The organism is Domibacillus sp. A3M-37, assembly GCF_024213455.1.
GTDB lineage: Bacteria > Bacillota > Bacilli > Bacillales > Domibacillaceae > Domibacillus > Domibacillus tundrae.
In genome coordinates, this window is record NZ_JANAVL010000024.1 from 1 (window position 1) to 16,599 (window position 16,599).

The window sequence follows — 16,599 nt, forward strand, 5'->3', positions numbered from 1 at the left end:
GGTTTAAAACTTTCTTCTATTCAACGGCAAAAGCGGCTTATACTAATAACTTTAATCCAGACCAGTTTCCTTCGGGGAGCCGGTCTTTTGTGTATTTATTGGTTACACCAGCATTATCCAACATTGTATACACAAATAGACCCCGAAAACTTCTAATCCTATCAGAAACGCATACGTTAACCAAAACAAAAATCCCTTCACTGCTTATTTCAAAGTAAATCCCATCTTTTATCGAATTAAATTCTCGTCACTTGCGGAACAACCCTATAAATAATGCAATTAATATGACGGTTACGATTGATGCTGATGCGCTCACTACATTAACGCCCGACTCTGTGTAATCGGCGACTGCGAAAAAAATAACAATTGTGAGTAACAGGGACAGGTATTTCAAGATTGTTCCTCCGATGCTTCACGTTCAGCTTTTCCTGGTATGATTGTGTTTGTCTATTTTTCCCCAAAGGTAAGCAATCTCATTCAGCCTGTCATAATGTCTTGTTTCATAAGCCAATATTAAGCTTTGTGAGTGTCGTTTGTGATTGTGTATTTATGTTTCATGGTTTACACTCCTTATAAGGTAAAAATATTGATTTTCTTGTATAAAAAGAGTTTCAATGGTTCATAATGAGAGTAGTGTTTTAAATTTCAAATCTTGAAATAGTCTTAACCATTTCTTAGCCGGGTCCTATCCCGGCTTTTTTTGTATAAATTTTTATTAGGTGGTTCATACTGGTATTGTTAGTTCCACAACCCAAATCCTACAACTCAAAACCATTTCTGCAGTCAGGCCCCCGCCTGGCTGTTTTTTTATGCAAATCCCCACCGCTTCTTCGCCATCTCTAAGCGTTCCGGCGTTAAATCCTGATACTTCGCTAAAATGTGTTCATCGCTCAATCCATTTGCACCAAACTTCTCGTACTCCGCCTTACTCAAATTTCCGTTCGAGTTGACTGTATGTTTTCCCCGCGACGAGAAACGGTTCCCAGTCGTTCATTTGCTTCTCTAACATAGGCGGGGCGCTTTGCTTCAAACTTCTTGTAATATGCCGCCACTTCTTCCGGCGTCCACTGCTGCTCAATTATCGCTCCACGATAGGTCATTTCATTTTTCCTCAAATCCGCATTTTCTGCACCAGTACTCACCTAATGATTCGCCGTGAAAATATTTACCGGCATCGTGTTCCTTTTCAGTGCTTTCTTTTTTACGCCTAACACAGTTCACGCCTGCCACTTCCTTTCATTGCTACGAGTATCAATATTAATACTGACATTAGTACTAATATTGGTCTTAATGACGAATGACTTGTTTTTTCGAACTATTAACAATTTATTTTCATTCGTTTATATAATTCGTTTGATGATACTCATACAGTAAAATGCAGATAAGCCAAAATTCCACGATTGTATCAAAAATTTTTCAGCAGCATAAAATGCCCATTAGAAAGACAAAAATGTGATAAATATATTTCATAAAATGAAAAAGGAGGGGGAAAATGATAATACAAGCTAAAAAGTATTCATGGCTCAGTTATACAGCATTTATTTTAGGTATATTATTAGCTGCTTTACCAGTGATATATGCTCTTGTTCCAATACCCTTCGATCTGATATTTGCCCTTTATACAGGCATCATAATAGTCATTACTTTAAGTTTGATCGCTTTGCTTAAAAGAAGTGAGAAGAAGTTTCTCGCTATTTTCAGCCTGGTTTTAGCTCTCCTTCTGCTTGGTTTTGTAAGGCTGCTTCTCTCTCTAACAGATTATTTTCTATATTTTGTATTGTAATTACTACTGAGTTAGCAGTTGTAATGCACTAATGCTAATACCTATTTCAGTACTCGCTTTTTCGCGAGATTCATCACCTCGTAAAATTATAAGTTTCTGTCCACTTTCTTTATTCATTTCCACCACCCTTTCCGTACGTTATGTGCTGTCTATGATTTAATCATAATCCACACAATTCGTGTTTCTAACATATTTCATGCGATTATTTCGAAAATTAACACATAACTTGTTATTATTATTTGTAGGTGATTAACTTATGAAAACATTAGGCGAGCAACTAAAAGCGCTACGGCTAGGTCAAGAAACAAAAAAATCACAATAAGAATTTGGAAAGCTTTTTGACTTAAGCGAGAGTACAATCGGGATGTACGAAAGAAATGAAAGAAAGCCTGATTATGAAACTCTTCAAAAATTTGCTGAGCATTTTTCTGTGTCGATTGACTATTTAATTACAGGTAAAAAAGCAATGCCGCTACAAGTGATTTATCCAATGATGACAAAGAAATGATAGAGTTTTTTAACAATCCACAACTCAACCTCTTCTTTAAAGAAATGGCCGATTCACCAGAAGAACAGATTGAGGAATTACGCGAGTTCTGAGAAATCATCAAAAAACGAGAATTAAATAAAAAATAACACGCTGCGGCGTGTATTATTTTTACATACCGACTGGTACTTTTTGTATATTGCTTACTAATTATTTAATAAGAAAACAAACCAAAAGGAGTGATGGAATGGAAAACGAATTCTCTCAATTGATGAAAGAGAACAACACTGCCCATATTTTTTATAGTGTGACCAAGCTGGAACTTTATATAAATAACCTTGTTTCATACATTCTTTCAGGTGTTAAGCAAGGCGAACACATCTTGGTGATAGAAAACGAAAGAGTGCTCTCCTTGCTGGATAAGGAATTGGAAAGTGTTTTAACAAAGGAACAACTGACACATATACATACTGTTAATAACTTTGATTATTATTTTTCAAGCGGAAGTTTTCACCCTCCTACAATTTTTGAATATCTCTCTAAAACATTAAATCCTTTCTATGAAAATAACATCTCTTTCCGAATCTGGGCACATGTCGAATGGAGTGAGCAAGAAGAAATCTTAACCATACTAGAAGAATTTGAAAATGAAGCAGATCAATTGGTTACTGAACATGGATTGTGTTTAATCTGTGCTTATGATGAAGAAAGAGTGCCTGACTCACTCAAAACGGCATTAATGAAATGTCATGAATATGTATTGTCAGAAGATGGACTTCTCCCTTCCGACTTATACCAAAAAGCGAAAAAACATAGCTGAAGATTTACCCTCTTCAATGAGATGAAAGAAGCACCCGAGGATCAGCTGGAGGAAATGCTGCAGATTTGGAAAGTTACTAAGAAACGAGGATTAAATAAAAAATAACACGCTGCAGCCTGTATTTATTATTTTTATAGGGACCGTCAAGAATTTTGTGTAAATGACGAAATCCCTTTTCTTATAGACCGTCATTTAGTCTGCTGCTTAAACTCGCCGTTACGGTCACGGGGAATCTTCATCTCCAGATCGCCGTACTCGGGGGTGTGCAGCGTTCGGGAATAAGCACCGTTACGGGAATTTCCTGAGTTAAAGCCAATCCGGTCGTATTTTTCATCATCTAAAAGGGAGGTCAATTCCGTTGCCAGCAGCGTGTTGACCGCTGTTTCTAAATGTGCACGAAATACTTCCGTAATATCTTGTTTTTTTACTAGAGCATCGACGATATCTGTTGTAAACTGATTCCTACGCGAAGGCCTCTTTTCTGTGAATTTTGTTGTGGTGATTCAATTCTACAAGAAAAGGCCTTCTTTTTTCTATTTATTCATTTACACAAGATATTGTACGCTCTCTGCTAATATTCAGTCTAGCTTACTGAATATACTTTTTATTTATTTTTGTTTTACGATTTACTTTAAATTTCTCGAAAGAAAAACAAACAAATTTACCGATGCATTCATAATTATTCTTGTGTGTGGAGTTTCTATCGTTTTTTCTCTGACCTTCCCTATCATAGTTATAAAGGAATTTCCTAATGATTTTCGCCAAATTCCTTTAATTGTAGGAGCCTTGTATGAAGGCCACCGGGTGGCTCTTGTCTTAACAGGAATTTTGCTGGGCTATCGCTTTTACTTAGAGGTTCCTGACTTCACCCTGGCCTTCTGTGTTTATTCGTTGCAGCTTATTTTATTGTATATCGTTGTTCCTTTCTTCAAAAACACCGTGAATTTAAAAAAGAAGTTATGGATTACTCTTGGTATTTCTGTGCTTGCAGCATCTTCTACAATGTCATTAAACACACTCTTTTTATCGCTTACTATTACAGTAGAATTTCTTATATACACCCTTACTATCGTAACTATTCAAGCGATAGGAGTATTATTTTGTGTTTGGTTTACTGAAAAAGCAAAAAAGGACCTTATCCTCTCTAAAGAAATAGCTAAGCTTGAAAAGCTAAAAACTGTTAGCACTATTGCTGCTAGTATTTCTCATGAAGTTCGAAATCCTTTGACTGTTACAAAAGGCTTTATTCAATTATTACGCAATCCCGGTCTTTCTGAACAAGATAAGGAATACTACATGATTACCGCTTTGGATGCATTAGAAAAAGCAGAATCTATTATCACGGATTACCTTACCTTACCTTTGCAAAGCCTTCTCTAGAAAACGTAAAGGTATTGGACCTTCCCATGGAACTAACCAGTATCAAAAATTTCATTGAACCTTATGCCGCTATAAATAATGTGGAAATTGAAATGAGTTTAGAAGAAACCATTTATAGTGCCGGTGAAAAGGAAAAACTTCATCAGTGCCTTATAAATATCGTGAAAAATGGTATTGAAGCTATGCCTCAAGGTGGAAAATTAAAAGTCGAGCTAAACGCTTTAAAAGCAATGCCGTAATTACTATAGCAGACACAGGGGTTGGGATGAATGAAGAACAACATGAGCGTTTAGGCAGTCCCTTCTTTACCACAAAAGATATAGGAACTGGACTTGGCACGATGGTTGTCTATAGTGTTGTGAAAGCTATGGACGGCGATATATATGTTGATAGTACTCCATCCAGGCAAAGGCACAAGTTTTACTGTCCTGCTTCCAACAGTAGAAGGATTAGACATAGCAATTTGAAGAAACTATATAGCGGTGTCGATCTCTTCCTTCTTCTGAAAAGGAGTGCCCGCAAATTAAAAAACAATTTTTTCTCAAACCAGTCCTTTTTTTAGGACAGGTTTTTTCTTTTTCTTAGAACTTTTCCTCTTGCTGCGATGATGTTTTATTCTATATCCTACTTAAAATAAAAAGCCGTTTCAGCGCAATGACTGATACGGCTTTTGCTTATTGGTTATGGTTAAATTGAGCCAATCATATCCTTCGTCAACTAACGCACACTGTAGTTGACGAAGGATAATTTAAAATTAACTAACTTGTTCTCACATAACATTTCTTGGAACATAAACAGAGTAACCGGTGTAGGTTTCTTCACTATTACACCAATACATGCGTATGCAAAACGACAATTTGAAAATGCGGCATCATTTTATAGCCTCACGGGTTGAACACTTATATGCATCCTCTTCAACAAGGGATTATTAGTTTCTGTTCATGTAACAACAATTTGGAAATTTGAACTAAATTTATGATATAGTTATCATAGTTAACCGCTTACAAAAAATAAATAAATAGTTCTGAAAATTAAGTCTTTTAAGGAGCTGACGAAAGTTGATAATAGATAGTGAACAATCAACCATTAAAGAACAAACTATTTTTAATCACATTGGAAATAATATTCAAACTGAAGATAGAGAAATTAATATTATTGCCCGATTAGAAGAACCATTGATAGTTATTTTAGGAAATGTTTTGAGTGACGAAGAATGTGTTGAGCTAATTACATTGTCAAAAGACAAAATGCAGCGTTCAAAAATTGGAGCCGCACGCGAAGTAAATGAGATAAGAACAAGCAGTGGCATGTTTTTCCAAGAAAATGAAAACGATATCATTACCAAAGTTGAAAAAAGAATATCATCTATTATGAATATACCTATTGAACATGGGGATGGTATTCAAATTCTTAACTATACTCCTGGCCAAGAGTATAAAGCTCATTTTGATTTTTTTTCACCAACAAGCAAAGCAGCAAAAAATAATAGAATCAGCACACTCGTCATGTACTTAAATGATGTAGAGCAAGGCGGAGAAACCTTTTTTCCTAAACTAAATTTTTCAGTATCCCCACAAAAGGGAATGGCGGTGTATTTCGAATATTTCTATAACGATAAAAACGTAAATGAACAAACTTTGCATGGTGGAGCACCCGTTATCGCTGGGGAAAAGTGGATTGCAACACAATGGATGAGAAGGCAAAAATTAAGATAAACACAAGAGGTATAGAATAAATAAAGACCGTATGACCTCATCCATTGGTTTTATCTACATATATACAAATATTCATGTAGATTTGTATATATGTAGATTTAAATATTTAGATCGTACTTTCAAAAAACTCCTGATCTCCAAGACGATTGGCTGTGCCCCTTTTGTGTTCAACTAATTTTTAATAAAGTGAAAAGATGCTTATACGAACACCGATAAAGCACTGACGTACAACATCTCTATTCAGTACTCCGTAAAACATCTCGCAGATTTATATACAAGATTCTTTCAAAACAACCCTATGCAGCCGTATACAACGAAATAGACGAACAACAACGTGTCTGTTTTGGACCGGCCCACCAAGCCGCTAAAGCATGACGTTTTCCGATAGGCGAAAAATCGTGAAGTGAAAGGGCGTATTTTGAGCGCCACAGTCAGGACGGAATCTTTCCGGTCACTACTTCGTTTCCCCACCCCACCCTTTCAGAAAAGCAAAAACCCGTTCATTCGTCCTCCTAAAAGGCTTTGGCATTCGATCAGACGGAACAATATACAAAAACCAGAAATTTTTCTCCACATTAGAGAGAAGCTAGTAAAGAAGCAGCGTATCCTTTAAAAATGAAAAGAGACAGCTTTAAAACGAACATGCAAGCTTCCTGAAGCAAAGAACTATCAGGAAAAAAAAGGATAATGGCCCTTACAGGCTTCATTCACAAAATCTCAACTGATAGATCAAAAACCACAATGTGACCAGGATATAGAGTCAGCAGGTATCGAGTATGATGAAAAGTCTCGTCCTGCCAAAATAGGACGACTTTTGTTGCAGCAACCATTACGATCATCCAAAGTATTTACGGCAAGACCTATCTCCATATAAAAGAGTCCCTGCATTTTGAGGAAAAAACGTTTTACGAACGTCTTTATACTTTTTAATATTTGAATTTAACACATATTGCAAAATTCAATATTCAAAAATTAACTCAAGTCAATAAGGGATTTCTTCCACATTCGCCCCTAGCCGTTGGTTTTCTTTTTCCATTAAATCTTCTATTTCTTGGCGCCAGCTCTTTTTCTTGATTTCTTGGTTCAAGGAAACAGTTTCTTCATGATCTTCCAGCCAATTAAAAATAGTTGGATGGTTCGCAAAAGTTTCTTCACGCTTTTTATAAGTAAACAATTTAAACAGTGTGCCATAAAAATAGCCATTGAAATCTTTCCGGATTCTTCTTTGCTTATACGCAAACACCGACTGTTTGAAACCATCTATTACAACTTCAACATAGTGTTCCAGCGTGTATACAAGGCTGAATTTTTTATAAGCAAGCAGTGCTTTTCCCCACAGGGTATAAATGTCTGTAGCGTCATCAAAAAATGGTTTAACAGTGTTCACAAATTCTCGAGGAATATTTTTAGGTGTAAAGGTATGACCAAGACGATTTTCCTTACGTAAGATCTTTAAAAGATTTTTATTAAAAGATAAATACTTGGTAGAAACTTTTTTGGGTGGTTCTACCTTACTCTCACAAAGGATATCGGCTTTTTTAGCTTGGCAATCAGCTTGGCAATCCTCTAATGTGAACACTTCTTTCCAGTGATCGAAATAAGGATGAGCTGTAAATAAATGAATCGGAGCACTAAGTCCATTTTGTGTGCTCGAACGCCGATAGATGGTTTGAATTAGACCATGATCACGAAGCTTTTTTGAAATGTTACGGATTGTTTTATCTGAAACACCGTAGCGGGCCGCCAAGTAATCGTCACTAGCAAAGAAAAACCCCTTCTCGGCAGCAAGCCAGCACATCATATCGATTGCTTTTCTTGTTCCCTCTTTCAAACGGTAATATCTTTCACCATAAACAGCTTCAACTGATTTTAGAAGATCCAGCTTTAGGGTCTGCTGTTCTTGATGGTTTTTTGCAAGTGGAATGTAATTATTCATTTCTTTGAATTCACTGATTGAAATTACTTTGCTTACAGTCATTTAGTTTTGCCTCCGTTTCACGAAAACAAAAAGGCGCATTTACCATATACCAGTAAAGTAAACACGCCATCGATCTGCAGCAGAAAGATTTTCTTCTTGAAAACACGGTCTATTTATCGTAGAATATACATATAAATAGAGTAGTATTTAAGAAGGTGAAAGCAGGTGTTTACCGTGGTTGGTTCACGGTGGACGGTTGTAAAGATGTTGGTAGCATCTTTATAACACGCTTTTGCCTTTTTATTTTCATATTAAATTCTTATAAGCTTTCCGACATTCACTTTACCTGTACGACTCGGTCAGCTCTTATTGATTTAAATTGTAAACAATAAAATATCGCATAGCAATAGGGTTCAAGGCAGTTTTTTAATGTAGTAGATATGTATACTAAATTACAAGTGTACATATCTACATGTATACAAATTATAATTATTTTAATTTGTATACATGTAGATTTAATCCCTTCTCAAGCTTGATATAATAAGGTTTTAGTCTGTGGATAACTTTGCTCAATGTTTAACATTGTAGATAAGTCTACAATGTTATAAGTAGATAAATCTACTTATCCACATATCTATAAATCTACTGTTTTGATTTTCTGATTTTTCCATAAAAAAATTTGGTTTTTTTAGCGAATTTAAAGAAAAATTCAAAAACGATCCCAGCTTTTGGGATCGTTTTTTTGCTGAATTTGTTATTTTTTTCTACTGGCGTATATATCAAGAATTAGGGAATATTGTTTTCTTTGTTCTTTTGTAAGGTAATTGGTTTGGTATTCCTCCACCAAAATCTCCAAAAGGCTGTCGACACTTTCAGCAATACCGAGTGTCACAAGGCCATTTAACCTCTCTTTCGTTGTCGTACTTACCCGAACCGTTGTAGTCCCAGGCTGTACTTTCTTCGTTTTTGCTGCGATTTCCTTCTTTTCCGGTTCTGGTACTGGTACTGTGTTGACCGGCTTGCTGTTTTCATTGTCTAAAGAGAAGGTCGTATTTGGCGTAATCTGCTTTCCTCTATTTAATAGCTTACTTGGTTTCTTTTTTAATAAATCAGACATTATTCATCACTCCTACTTCTTGTTCCCAACGTTTGATAAACTCGTCTGTCACTTCACGATAGCTCTTCATAACTTTTTTGTCATGCATATCTTCATCTGAAATTCCTGTAATGTCATACCTCTTTAACCGTTCCATGTTTTTGACTAAAGTCTCAAAAATATTATGTTCGCCAAAAATCTCTTTTGCATTTTCGAGAGTGGCAATGTCAACAGGCGCACCGTTCTTTAAAAGAACAGGCAAAATGCCTAAGATATCCATATGAGCATCATAGTCGTCAATTAACGACTGAAGATATTTTGTAAACATTTCCGCCCCTTGTAAACTGCGCTCCTGGGTTTGAAGTACGACAACCACAAAATCGGAAGCATATAAGGCCGAATCGGTAATATCAGAAATAGTCGGCGGTACATCGATAAAAATGAAATCAAAATCTTTTTTCAAAGGCTCCAACAGTGTAGAGAAATATTGAACGCGATCCAGGTTCTTAGGAAATTTCTTTTCGAGAAACTTTGGATATAGCGCAAAATCACTGAAGCTTGGCAGCAAGTATAAATTTTCTTTCACTTCAGTGACAATGCTCGATAAATCTTCTGCTTGAATGGCAGTCATGAGAGTCCGATCAAACGAAACGATTTCATCCGAAATGAGAGCTTTAGTACGCAGATAAAGACTTGTTGCATTCGCTTGTGGATCCTGATCGCTTAATAGAACTTTGTATCCCATGTTTGATAACGTATAAGCAATCATGGTGCTATTTGTTGTTTTACCCGTTCCACCTTTAAAATTTCCAAATGTAACAACAGTACATGGTCTCGACATTGCAGCTACTCTCCTTTTTATCTACAGTATACATGTAGACATTTGTATTATTTGAAATCATCATATCACTTTTTAACTTACAAGTCTTGTTAAAATCGAGTTTTTTTGTCGAAGAAGCCTGCTGCTTTCACGTTTAAAACACATATACAATAATACAAATCTACATATATACATGTAGATTTGTATTATTGTATATGATTTATTGTAAACCTATACTAAAAGCCGTTCCTCTAAACACTGAGGGTTAAGACATGCAACAGCCAATATTTACAGGTCTCTTTCAGTATATAAATAACGACAAATAGGCCTTTTAGGTTTCTTCTTTTAAACTAGCAATGAAATTTAATCTCTCTATTAAAGGCTTAGTTGAGCTTTACCGGCTTATCTAAAGCTTGAAAAGGGAATTCATACAAAGACCAGTGTGTCCGCCATCATGAAGCAAGCGCCACCCTTAGTTCCTGCGAAGAAAACAAAAAATACTTATATGTTGAGATGACTATTTGATTTTCGTTAACTGGACCAGTTGATTCAAAGCTAAGGATTTACACAGTAGACGCATTTCCTGCCATAAGCCCATATCCTCCGATTTCAAAGAGCCTTCTGCAAAAAGGTCTCACAGCATGCATATTTATTTTGGCAGCACCCTTTATACTTACACAGATGAACTCTTCTCGTCTAACTAACTAAAAAACGCGAAGTAGAAATTCTTCTTCTTTACTCTTTAATGTGTACGCTGTTCTTAGTATCAATATTAATACTGATACTGGTAACAAAAAAATATAGTACAAGGTTTGACTAAATGACCAACTGTTTAAATTGAAGAGTTTATCTACACATCTACAAATCAACACATATACATGTATATGTGTTGACAAACCGGCTGCTTCTCTCATTGTACTGTCTCGGCATATGAAAAAATGAATTAAGTTCGTTGAGACAAGATCATATCTGTATCCGCTGGTTATTGAGGAGACTATCCATATTAACCAGCGGGATTAGAAACCAATCCCTTCTTTTTAAATCCATACTTACATTTAAACCCTACTCGTAATGAATGAAGGAAAGTTCGAATCATATTGGTTGAGATTTTTCATGTTTTTATTTTGGCGTGTAAAGCTGACTTGATGCGAAGGTTTTTTTTCTATAAAGCTCTGCTTGTCGTATTACTTTAATTTATGCTCCTGTATTCTTTGAATATTTTCACTGTCCCTAATATTAATAATGACATTAGTAACAAAAAATCTAATGATGTCGTTTGGCCAGCTTCATTAGTGATCAAGGCATTAAGCAAATCTACACATCTACACATATACATATATATATATGTATATGTGTAGATTGGGAATCAGCTGCCTTTTTATTTACACCAGTTCTACATATACAAAAAACCATTTTTATTAAATTAAAGATTCCTAAGATAATCGGTATATTCGCGGGTAACGGATAAGGAAAGTCTTGACATCCTTACAGTCGAACCAAATTACTTTTTTATTTTATTCACACTTGTGTTCAGATATCTGGGATCATCATGGCGAACAATGGGCTGTTCTGTTCATGAAGTCCGGGATTTTCTGTGTTTTTGTACGAGGGGCCGATTTTGACTTAATTCAGATATTGTCTCAGTAACAGGCACTGCTGGATCATTTCACTTTTTAGTCTTGGTTTTTTTATACTTCCTCTTTCCTTAATGTCAATATTAATACTGTTATTAGTACTTAAAGTATAATGACGACAATTGTCCAAGCATCATAACTGTCTAAAGCATTCATTGGATTTTTAAGTATACACGTATACTTAAATACAAGTAGAAATGTATACGCATATATAAATATATATGTAGACGAAAGAGAAGTTTAATTTGGGGATGATATTGATATGAATAGATTATTTTGTTGGTAATGAGTAATGTAATTAATCCAAAAATAATCAGTGTCTCAAGACGCACTACGTATCCTATACAAATTTAAAAAGAATCATTATTTCAATTTTTATAAAATGCTCTGTACTAAGTTGGATGTGGAATGAAAAATCAATTGTTAAAATGACTGTGTTGCTGACTGGATATTTAATATGTTGATTCATAACAAAGATAAGTTTGTTTACACCTTAACTTTAATTTAAGTCAGAATATTAAATACTAAAGAAAAGTTTTTATTGAGAAAAATATGAATGTTAGTACTAACATTCATACCAATATTAATGAGACTGTTGAATAAAAAGTTGATTTTAAAAAAACCAGGCTGCTGACTCTATGTTCCAAATATAGATCCATTACAATCATGTATTCTTTTTACATCCTAACTTTGACTTAAGTCAAAATATCAAAAACTACATGAGGATTTTTACTACACAGGATATCCATATGAATATCAGTACTAATATTAGTATCAATAGCCGGTCATAAATCGTACTAGTAAAAATGCTGATACTGACCCTAAGAATTTATTTGCAAATTGATCAGGTACTAACATCGAAATATTTATTGCCGTGAATAATAAGAAGGCATGATTAATAGAATAAATATTAGTGGGTTTTCAAGTAATTTGAACAGGAAGAAGGGTGGTAACAGGATGAGAGTGATTGCTGTCAACAATAACAAGGGCGGGTCATTGAAAACGACCACAGCAACAAATTTAGCAGGGGTACTCGCAGCAGAAGGAAAAAGTGTCCTTATCATTGACGCAGACAATCAGAGCAATGTGGCATTGACATTTGGCAAAAATCCAGATGAATTTGAGGTCAGCTTATACGATGTCCTTATTAAAAACCTTAAACCAGCTGATGCTGTAGTGAATGTTTATAAAAACTTAGATATCCTGCCAGCGAATGATGATTTGATTGGATTTGATTTTGAGGTAATTGGCAAAAGCAAAAAGTATAAAGCACCTTTTTCTATTATGAAAAAAACATGCAGCGCTTTAAGAGAAGGGTACGATTACATTTTAATTGATACACCGCCGTCCCTTTCACTGATGGTTGGAAATGTGTTTGCTTTTGCCGATTCTGTGCTGATTCCTTTCTCACCGGAAAGCTACTCCATGCGTTCATTAGTGAAAGTATTGGGGACGATAGATGATTTTAAAGCACAATATAATCAGGATTTAAAAGTGCTGGGCGTGGTCGGAACAATGGTGAATTTTCAAACCATCCTCCATCAGGAAGTCATGCAGGAGACACGGAAATATTGTACTGAAAGCCAGATTCATTTGTTTGATTCGTATATCCCGCGAAGCATCCGGTTTGCAAGCAGCGTGGCTTATGAAAAAGTGCCGGCCACCTTAGCCAAAAAATCGACTGACATTGCCAAAAGCTATTTTGAACTATGGAAGGAGATTAAAGAAAATGAACAAGCAAGGTAAAGGGCTGGCAGGGTTTGGTGCAGTGGCTTCAACGACAGGTGCTGCAGTAAATACAGAAGAAGAAACGAAGGATGTGACGAATCAGGAAGTAAGCAGTAAGAGTGAAAATAACTCCAGTAGCAGTGAAAGCAAAAATTATCGATCTGCTTTAAACAATAGTGTAGGAGAAATTCTTCATTCGGTAACGAAGAAACCAAAGCCTATGATAAAGCGGCAGATTAGTGCTTATATTGATGAAGACGTGGCCAAAAAATTAGACAAGTTCGGCAAGGAGCATGGAAAGGGGGCTAAGTCAGAGCTGATTAATAACTTTTTAAAGAGTGTATTAAAATGAGTAATATAACGTCTGTGAAAATACATATCTACATAAATACATATATACTTGTAGAAATGTATTTATATAGATATGTAGACATAAGTATGAAAAGAGGTTTCGGTTTTTTCAATACTTCCAAATCAATTCCTTCTCCCGCTTGAAGCAATTATTTATTGTTTTCTGAGATTTGCCAGATCTTCCTCTGCCATATTTTATAGCCCGTTCATTGACTAAAGATTCTATCAACACAAATTTCTTCTATTATTTATGTAAAGCGCTGGGGCAAACTTCATACTGGGATTGATATTGCAGGCGGGAATGACCTAAACAAGCCGATTGTGTCTTTAATGACCGGTAAAGGGTACGGCTATTTAGTGATCATTAATCATGGAAATGGAGTGACTACCCGCTACGGGCATATGAGCAAAAAAGGGATCCCTGCCGGCACCACCGTTAAAGCAGGACAGCAAATCGGCACCATGGACAACACCGGCCATTCATATGGTGTACATCTTCATTTTGAAGTGCGGATAAACGGAGAAGCGGTTGATCCAATGGGCTATGTAAAAGATTTTTCGACCAAAGTAAATAACTAATGGCTTCAGGACGTTATACGATGCAGGAAAGCCATTACAGGAAGGTTTTCATCGAAAACGTCTGACGCAGGAATCTTCGGTGTCGGACATTTTCAAGCCAGTAAACCTTTATTAGAATACGTTTTTTGCATCTCAACGTCAGACGTAAGAGGTTTTTGGTGTGCCACCAAAATAAGTATCCGACGTTCTGTTTTTTTACCCTTGTTCTTTCAAGAATGAAAGCATATTTAACGTCATGAGAGGAGGTGAGTGTGGTGAAAGAGAAAGTGGAAGGATTAAAGGAACTGCTGCGAAACATGGAGATGCTGAAAAGTGATGTAATGGCGAGGATTCTTGAACTGGATGATAATGCGATGCTTCCGCCCATTTCTACTGTTTATCCTGGCGCGAAGGCAAAGACGTTAGCGGTGAATGGCTATCCCGTCTATCAATTCGCCTATGAAGGTGTGCTTCCGCTTTATCAGCAGGATGGAAAGTACAGAGCAGCCATACGCCATTATTATTTTCGGGCCACTTTTGAAGCTTGTGGGCAGCTTCCTTTTGAAAAAACATTTGATAAGGCAGCGATATTCATCATTTACTATTTTAAAGACCAAATAATCCGCGATCTTGACAATCGAAACCGCAAATTTTTGATGGATGCCATCAGGCAGACAGGCTTAATAACGGATGATAGCTGGCGTCATCTTGCCGTAATGGAAGAGGGCTTCCATGATCCTCATGGTGATCATGTGCAGATGTATGTATTAGCACGAGAGAATTTTACCGATTTTCTTGCGTACATGGAGCGTCATCACCGATACGAAATCTTCAAGCCGGATGCGATATTAAAAGCAGCCATTTTTGACGAAACAGATTGTCAAAAAAACAGAAAGAGTGAAGAGGAAAAAACCAAAGAAATCCCTGTTGAGGCATCAGAAGAGTACCGGCAGATTTGGAATTGAAAACAGGTAAGAACCGATCTGAAAAACAGAGGATTTTCCGGGTAAGAACTGCGGGGGCAAAAAGGGGGGACCAGATCTTACCTGCCCATTCTTACCTGAAAAAAGCATGCTGGCGCCTTATTATTACAGCAATCAAGCAAGGAATGAACGAAAAGCCCACGTTCTTACCCAAAAAAGAAAGGAAAACGGCTGGTGCGATCATGTTTTGAACCGGTGTTGCCGGATTGGTTCAAAAGAATAGGTTTAGTTGAACCAATTCGGAAGCATGGAGAATTGAGTGAAACTAAACAATCCCGGCTCAGCACAAGAAAAGGGTGAAGAAAGTGAGCGGAAAACAGGTGGTAAAGAGGATTCAGCCGCGTGATGTGGAGATGCTGCACATGCTCTACAAGTACCGCGCACTGAGTACGCAGCAGCTGATGCCTTGAAACAATACAGTCAATCTTGCAGCTCGGATTCATGCAGTAATCCTTTCTTTTCTACTTGCTTTTTTAATTCTTCGGCATGAGGGATGGATGGTGAATCGTACGGGCTTTTCCGCCAGCCCATATATCTCCTTTAAAGAGCGTACTCTTATCCTCTCTACTTTATGTCCTTCTAATTCTAGAGCCTTAACTATTACCAAATCAAAATCTTTTACAATTTCAGAAGAGCAGCCATTTACACGAATGAAATGCTGCATCAAACCCTTCCACTGTTCCTTTGTCGAAACTAACTCAGTCCGCATGATATGTTGGAACGAGTGACATTTCCTGCAAATGAGTTGAATGGCGATCAAATGGCATGCTTTATTGGAGAAATCGTATTCCTCTATTTCATGCAAGTGAAGGTGCCTCATTTCAGTCTCATGTTCAGGTGTCCAGCCACAAATAGAACACTTTTTTCCTTGCTGCTCCAATACGAAAGGACGCAATTTCTTTCCCCAGAAGTAACGGTTGACAGTGTTCCTTATTGTGTATCCATGAAACATAGGCGGCTTAGCAGAAGGGAGCAGCTTAAAGATCGTTATGTCCAATTCCTCTAGTTTTTTCTTTCTGCTTGTTTTTGTTTCTTCTCTTGTTTCCATAACATCACCTGCCTTATTAGCTTTACTGTCCTAGAAGATTTTAGTTGCTTATCAGTCTTGTGTAATTATCGCTGCTCATTAGGCGAAAAAGAAGAAATATTTATCCTATTGTCACCGGTGATAAAAAAGAATCCCGCTTCATTACTCGAAATTGGCGATACATTTTAAGGAGTAAAGACTCCGTCTGGTTTATTATCGTCCTCCATGAGGATTATTCAATTTTTTTGATTTTTTCCGAAAGGCTCTGTTAAAGTTGGCTGCTTGTTTATATACTGCGT

General features: G+C 36.5%; 18 protein-coding genes and 2 pseudogenes. 12 read left to right on the plus strand and 8 right to left on the minus strand.

Annotated features, from left to right (window positions below):
• Positions 1–247 precede the first annotated feature (247 nt).
• The 3 genes from NLX67_RS20055 to NLX67_RS20060 form a co-directional block, all read right to left on the minus strand.
• Positions 248–394, minus strand: coding sequence for a hypothetical protein (locus tag NLX67_RS20055; RefSeq protein ID WP_254313201.1), 147 nt, complete (start codon positions 392–394; stop codon positions 248–250).
• Between the two features lie 413 nt (positions 395–807).
• Positions 808–933, minus strand: a complete 126-nt coding sequence (locus NLX67_RS22920; RefSeq protein WP_256520029.1) for a hypothetical protein — start codon at positions 931–933, stop codon at positions 808–810.
• Positions 930–1,100, minus strand: coding sequence for a hypothetical protein (locus NLX67_RS20060; RefSeq protein WP_254313202.1), 171 nt, complete (start codon positions 1,098–1,100; stop codon positions 930–932). Before NLX67_RS20060 ends, NLX67_RS22920 begins: the two co-directional genes overlap by 4 nt.
• A gap of 392 nt (positions 1,101–1,492) precedes the next feature.
• Here NLX67_RS20060 and NLX67_RS20065 point away from each other — a divergent pair, with 392 nt between their 5' ends.
• The 3 genes and pseudogenes from NLX67_RS20065 (at position 1,493) to NLX67_RS20075 (ending at position 3,090) form a co-directional block, all read left to right on the plus strand.
• Positions 1,493–1,783, plus strand: coding sequence for a hypothetical protein (locus NLX67_RS20065; RefSeq protein ID WP_254313203.1), 291 nt, complete (start codon positions 1,493–1,495; stop codon positions 1,781–1,783).
• A 334-nt stretch (positions 1,784–2,117) separates the two neighbouring features.
• Positions 2,118–2,291: pseudogene (locus NLX67_RS20070) on the plus strand (helix-turn-helix domain-containing protein); the annotation flags it as partial.
• Positions 2,292–2,517: 226 nt separating this feature from the next.
• On the plus strand, positions 2,518–3,090 hold the full coding sequence (locus NLX67_RS20075; RefSeq protein ID WP_254313205.1) for an MEDS domain-containing protein: 573 nt from the start codon (positions 2,518–2,520) through the stop codon (positions 3,088–3,090).
• Between the two features lie 194 nt (positions 3,091–3,284).
• Here the strand turns inward: NLX67_RS20075 and NLX67_RS20080 are convergent.
• A pseudogene (locus NLX67_RS20080) lies at positions 3,285–3,593 on the minus strand (transposase); the annotation flags it as partial.
• On the opposite strand from NLX67_RS20080, the gene NLX67_RS20085 reads away from it, so the two are divergent.
• The 4 genes from NLX67_RS20085 (at position 3,574) to NLX67_RS20095 (ending at position 6,185) form a co-directional block, all read left to right on the plus strand.
• On the plus strand, positions 3,574–4,470 hold the full coding sequence (locus NLX67_RS20085) for a histidine kinase dimerization/phospho-acceptor domain-containing protein (protein ID WP_254313206.1): 897 nt from the start codon (positions 3,574–3,576) through the stop codon (positions 4,468–4,470). The pseudogene NLX67_RS20080 and the gene NLX67_RS20085 sit on opposite strands and share 20 nt — an antisense overlap.
• A 26-nt stretch (positions 4,471–4,496) precedes the next feature.
• A complete protein-coding gene (locus NLX67_RS20090; RefSeq protein ID WP_254313207.1) occupies positions 4,497–4,709 on the plus strand; it encodes a hypothetical protein in 213 nt (70 codons plus the stop codon).
• A 26-nt stretch (positions 4,710–4,735) separates the two neighbouring features.
• Positions 4,736–5,032, plus strand: coding sequence for an ATP-binding protein (locus tag NLX67_RS23345; protein WP_483863876.1), 297 nt, complete (start codon positions 4,736–4,738; stop codon positions 5,030–5,032).
• 496 nt (positions 5,033–5,528) lie between these two features.
• Positions 5,529–6,185 (plus strand): 2OG-Fe(II) oxygenase, encoded by a 657-nt coding sequence (locus NLX67_RS20095; RefSeq protein ID WP_254313208.1) that lies wholly within the window; start codon positions 5,529–5,531, stop codon positions 6,183–6,185.
• Positions 6,186–7,167: 982 nt separating this feature from the next.
• Here the strand turns inward: NLX67_RS20095 and NLX67_RS20100 are convergent.
• The 3 genes from NLX67_RS20100 to NLX67_RS20110 all read right to left on the minus strand — a co-directional run bounded on the left by NLX67_RS20100 (position 7,168) and on the right by NLX67_RS20110 (position 10,040).
• Positions 7,168–8,163 carry a helix-turn-helix domain-containing protein gene (locus tag NLX67_RS20100; protein WP_254313209.1) on the minus strand — a complete coding sequence of 332 codons (996 nt, stop codon included), beginning with the start codon at positions 8,161–8,163 and terminating at the stop codon, positions 7,168–7,170.
• A 694-nt stretch (positions 8,164–8,857) separates the two neighbouring features.
• Positions 8,858–9,220, minus strand: coding sequence for a hypothetical protein (locus NLX67_RS20105; RefSeq protein ID WP_254313210.1), 363 nt, complete (start codon positions 9,218–9,220; stop codon positions 8,858–8,860).
• Positions 9,213–10,040 carry a ParA family protein gene (locus NLX67_RS20110; protein ID WP_254313211.1) on the minus strand — a complete coding sequence of 276 codons (828 nt, stop codon included), beginning with the start codon at positions 10,038–10,040 and terminating at the stop codon, positions 9,213–9,215. Before NLX67_RS20110 ends, NLX67_RS20105 begins: the two co-directional genes overlap by 8 nt.
• Positions 10,041–12,610: 2,570 nt before the next feature.
• Here NLX67_RS20110 and NLX67_RS20115 point away from each other — a divergent pair.
• The 5 genes from NLX67_RS20115 to NLX67_RS20135 all read left to right on the plus strand — a co-directional run bounded on the left by NLX67_RS20115 (position 12,611) and on the right by NLX67_RS20135 (position 15,464).
• The gene (locus tag NLX67_RS20115) at positions 12,611–13,399 is read left to right on the plus strand and encodes a ParA family protein (RefSeq protein WP_254313212.1); all 789 of its coding nucleotides are present in this window, start codon (positions 12,611–12,613) and stop codon (positions 13,397–13,399) included.
• Positions 13,383–13,733 (plus strand): hypothetical protein, encoded by a 351-nt coding sequence (locus NLX67_RS20120; RefSeq protein ID WP_254313213.1) that lies wholly within the window; start codon positions 13,383–13,385, stop codon positions 13,731–13,733. The genes NLX67_RS20115 and NLX67_RS20120 overlap by 17 nt, the downstream gene beginning before the upstream one ends.
• Positions 13,734–14,014: 281 nt before the next feature.
• A complete protein-coding gene (locus NLX67_RS20125) occupies positions 14,015–14,311 on the plus strand; it encodes a M23 family metallopeptidase (protein ID WP_309143156.1) in 297 nt (98 codons plus the stop codon).
• 254 nt (positions 14,312–14,565) lie between these two features.
• Positions 14,566–15,255: a hypothetical protein gene (locus NLX67_RS20130; protein ID WP_254313215.1), complete on the plus strand. Its 690-nt coding sequence runs from the start codon at positions 14,566–14,568 to the stop codon at positions 15,253–15,255.
• Entirely contained in the window at positions 15,252–15,464 is a 213-nt protein-coding gene (locus tag NLX67_RS20135) for a hypothetical protein (protein ID WP_254313216.1), read from the plus strand. Before NLX67_RS20130 ends, NLX67_RS20135 begins: the two co-directional genes overlap by 4 nt.
• Positions 15,465–15,712: 248 nt before the next feature.
• On the opposite strand, the gene NLX67_RS20140 is transcribed toward NLX67_RS20135, so the two are convergent.
• Entirely contained in the window at positions 15,713–16,321 is a 609-nt protein-coding gene (locus NLX67_RS20140) for a hypothetical protein (protein ID WP_254313217.1), read from the minus strand.
• Positions 16,322–16,599: the final 278 nt, after the last annotated feature.

What these genes read in the sequence shown, in the direction of transcription:
- NLX67_RS20060 (WP_254313202.1), bottom strand. Translation starts at nt 1,100, where the DNA reads ATGACCTATCGTGGAGCGATAATTGAGCAGCAGTGGACGCCGGAAGAA.
- NLX67_RS20065 (WP_254313203.1), top strand. Translation starts at nt 1,493, where the DNA reads ATGATAATACAAGCTAAAAAGTATTCATGGCTCAGTTATACAGCATTT.
- NLX67_RS20075 (WP_254313205.1), top strand. Translation starts at nt 2,518, where the DNA reads ATGGAAAACGAATTCTCTCAATTGATGAAAGAGAACAACACTGCCCAT.
- NLX67_RS20090 (WP_254313207.1), top strand. Translation starts at nt 4,497, where the DNA reads ATGGAACTAACCAGTATCAAAAATTTCATTGAACCTTATGCCGCTATA.
- NLX67_RS23345 (WP_483863876.1), top strand. Translation starts at nt 4,736, where the DNA reads ATGAATGAAGAACAACATGAGCGTTTAGGCAGTCCCTTCTTTACCACA.
- NLX67_RS20100 (WP_254313209.1), bottom strand. Translation starts at nt 8,163, where the DNA reads ATGACTGTAAGCAAAGTAATTTCAATCAGTGAATTCAAAGAAATGAAT.
- NLX67_RS20105 (WP_254313210.1), bottom strand. Translation starts at nt 9,220, where the DNA reads ATGTCTGATTTATTAAAAAAGAAACCAAGTAAGCTATTAAATAGAGGA.
- NLX67_RS20110 (WP_254313211.1), bottom strand. Translation starts at nt 10,040, where the DNA reads ATGTCGAGACCATGTACTGTTGTTACATTTGGAAATTTTAAAGGTGGA.
- NLX67_RS20115 (WP_254313212.1), top strand. Translation starts at nt 12,611, where the DNA reads ATGAGAGTGATTGCTGTCAACAATAACAAGGGCGGGTCATTGAAAACG.
- NLX67_RS20120 (WP_254313213.1), top strand. Translation starts at nt 13,383, where the DNA reads ATGAACAAGCAAGGTAAAGGGCTGGCAGGGTTTGGTGCAGTGGCTTCA.
- NLX67_RS20140 (WP_254313217.1), bottom strand. Translation starts at nt 16,321, where the DNA reads ATGGAAACAAGAGAAGAAACAAAAACAAGCAGAAAGAAAAAACTAGAG.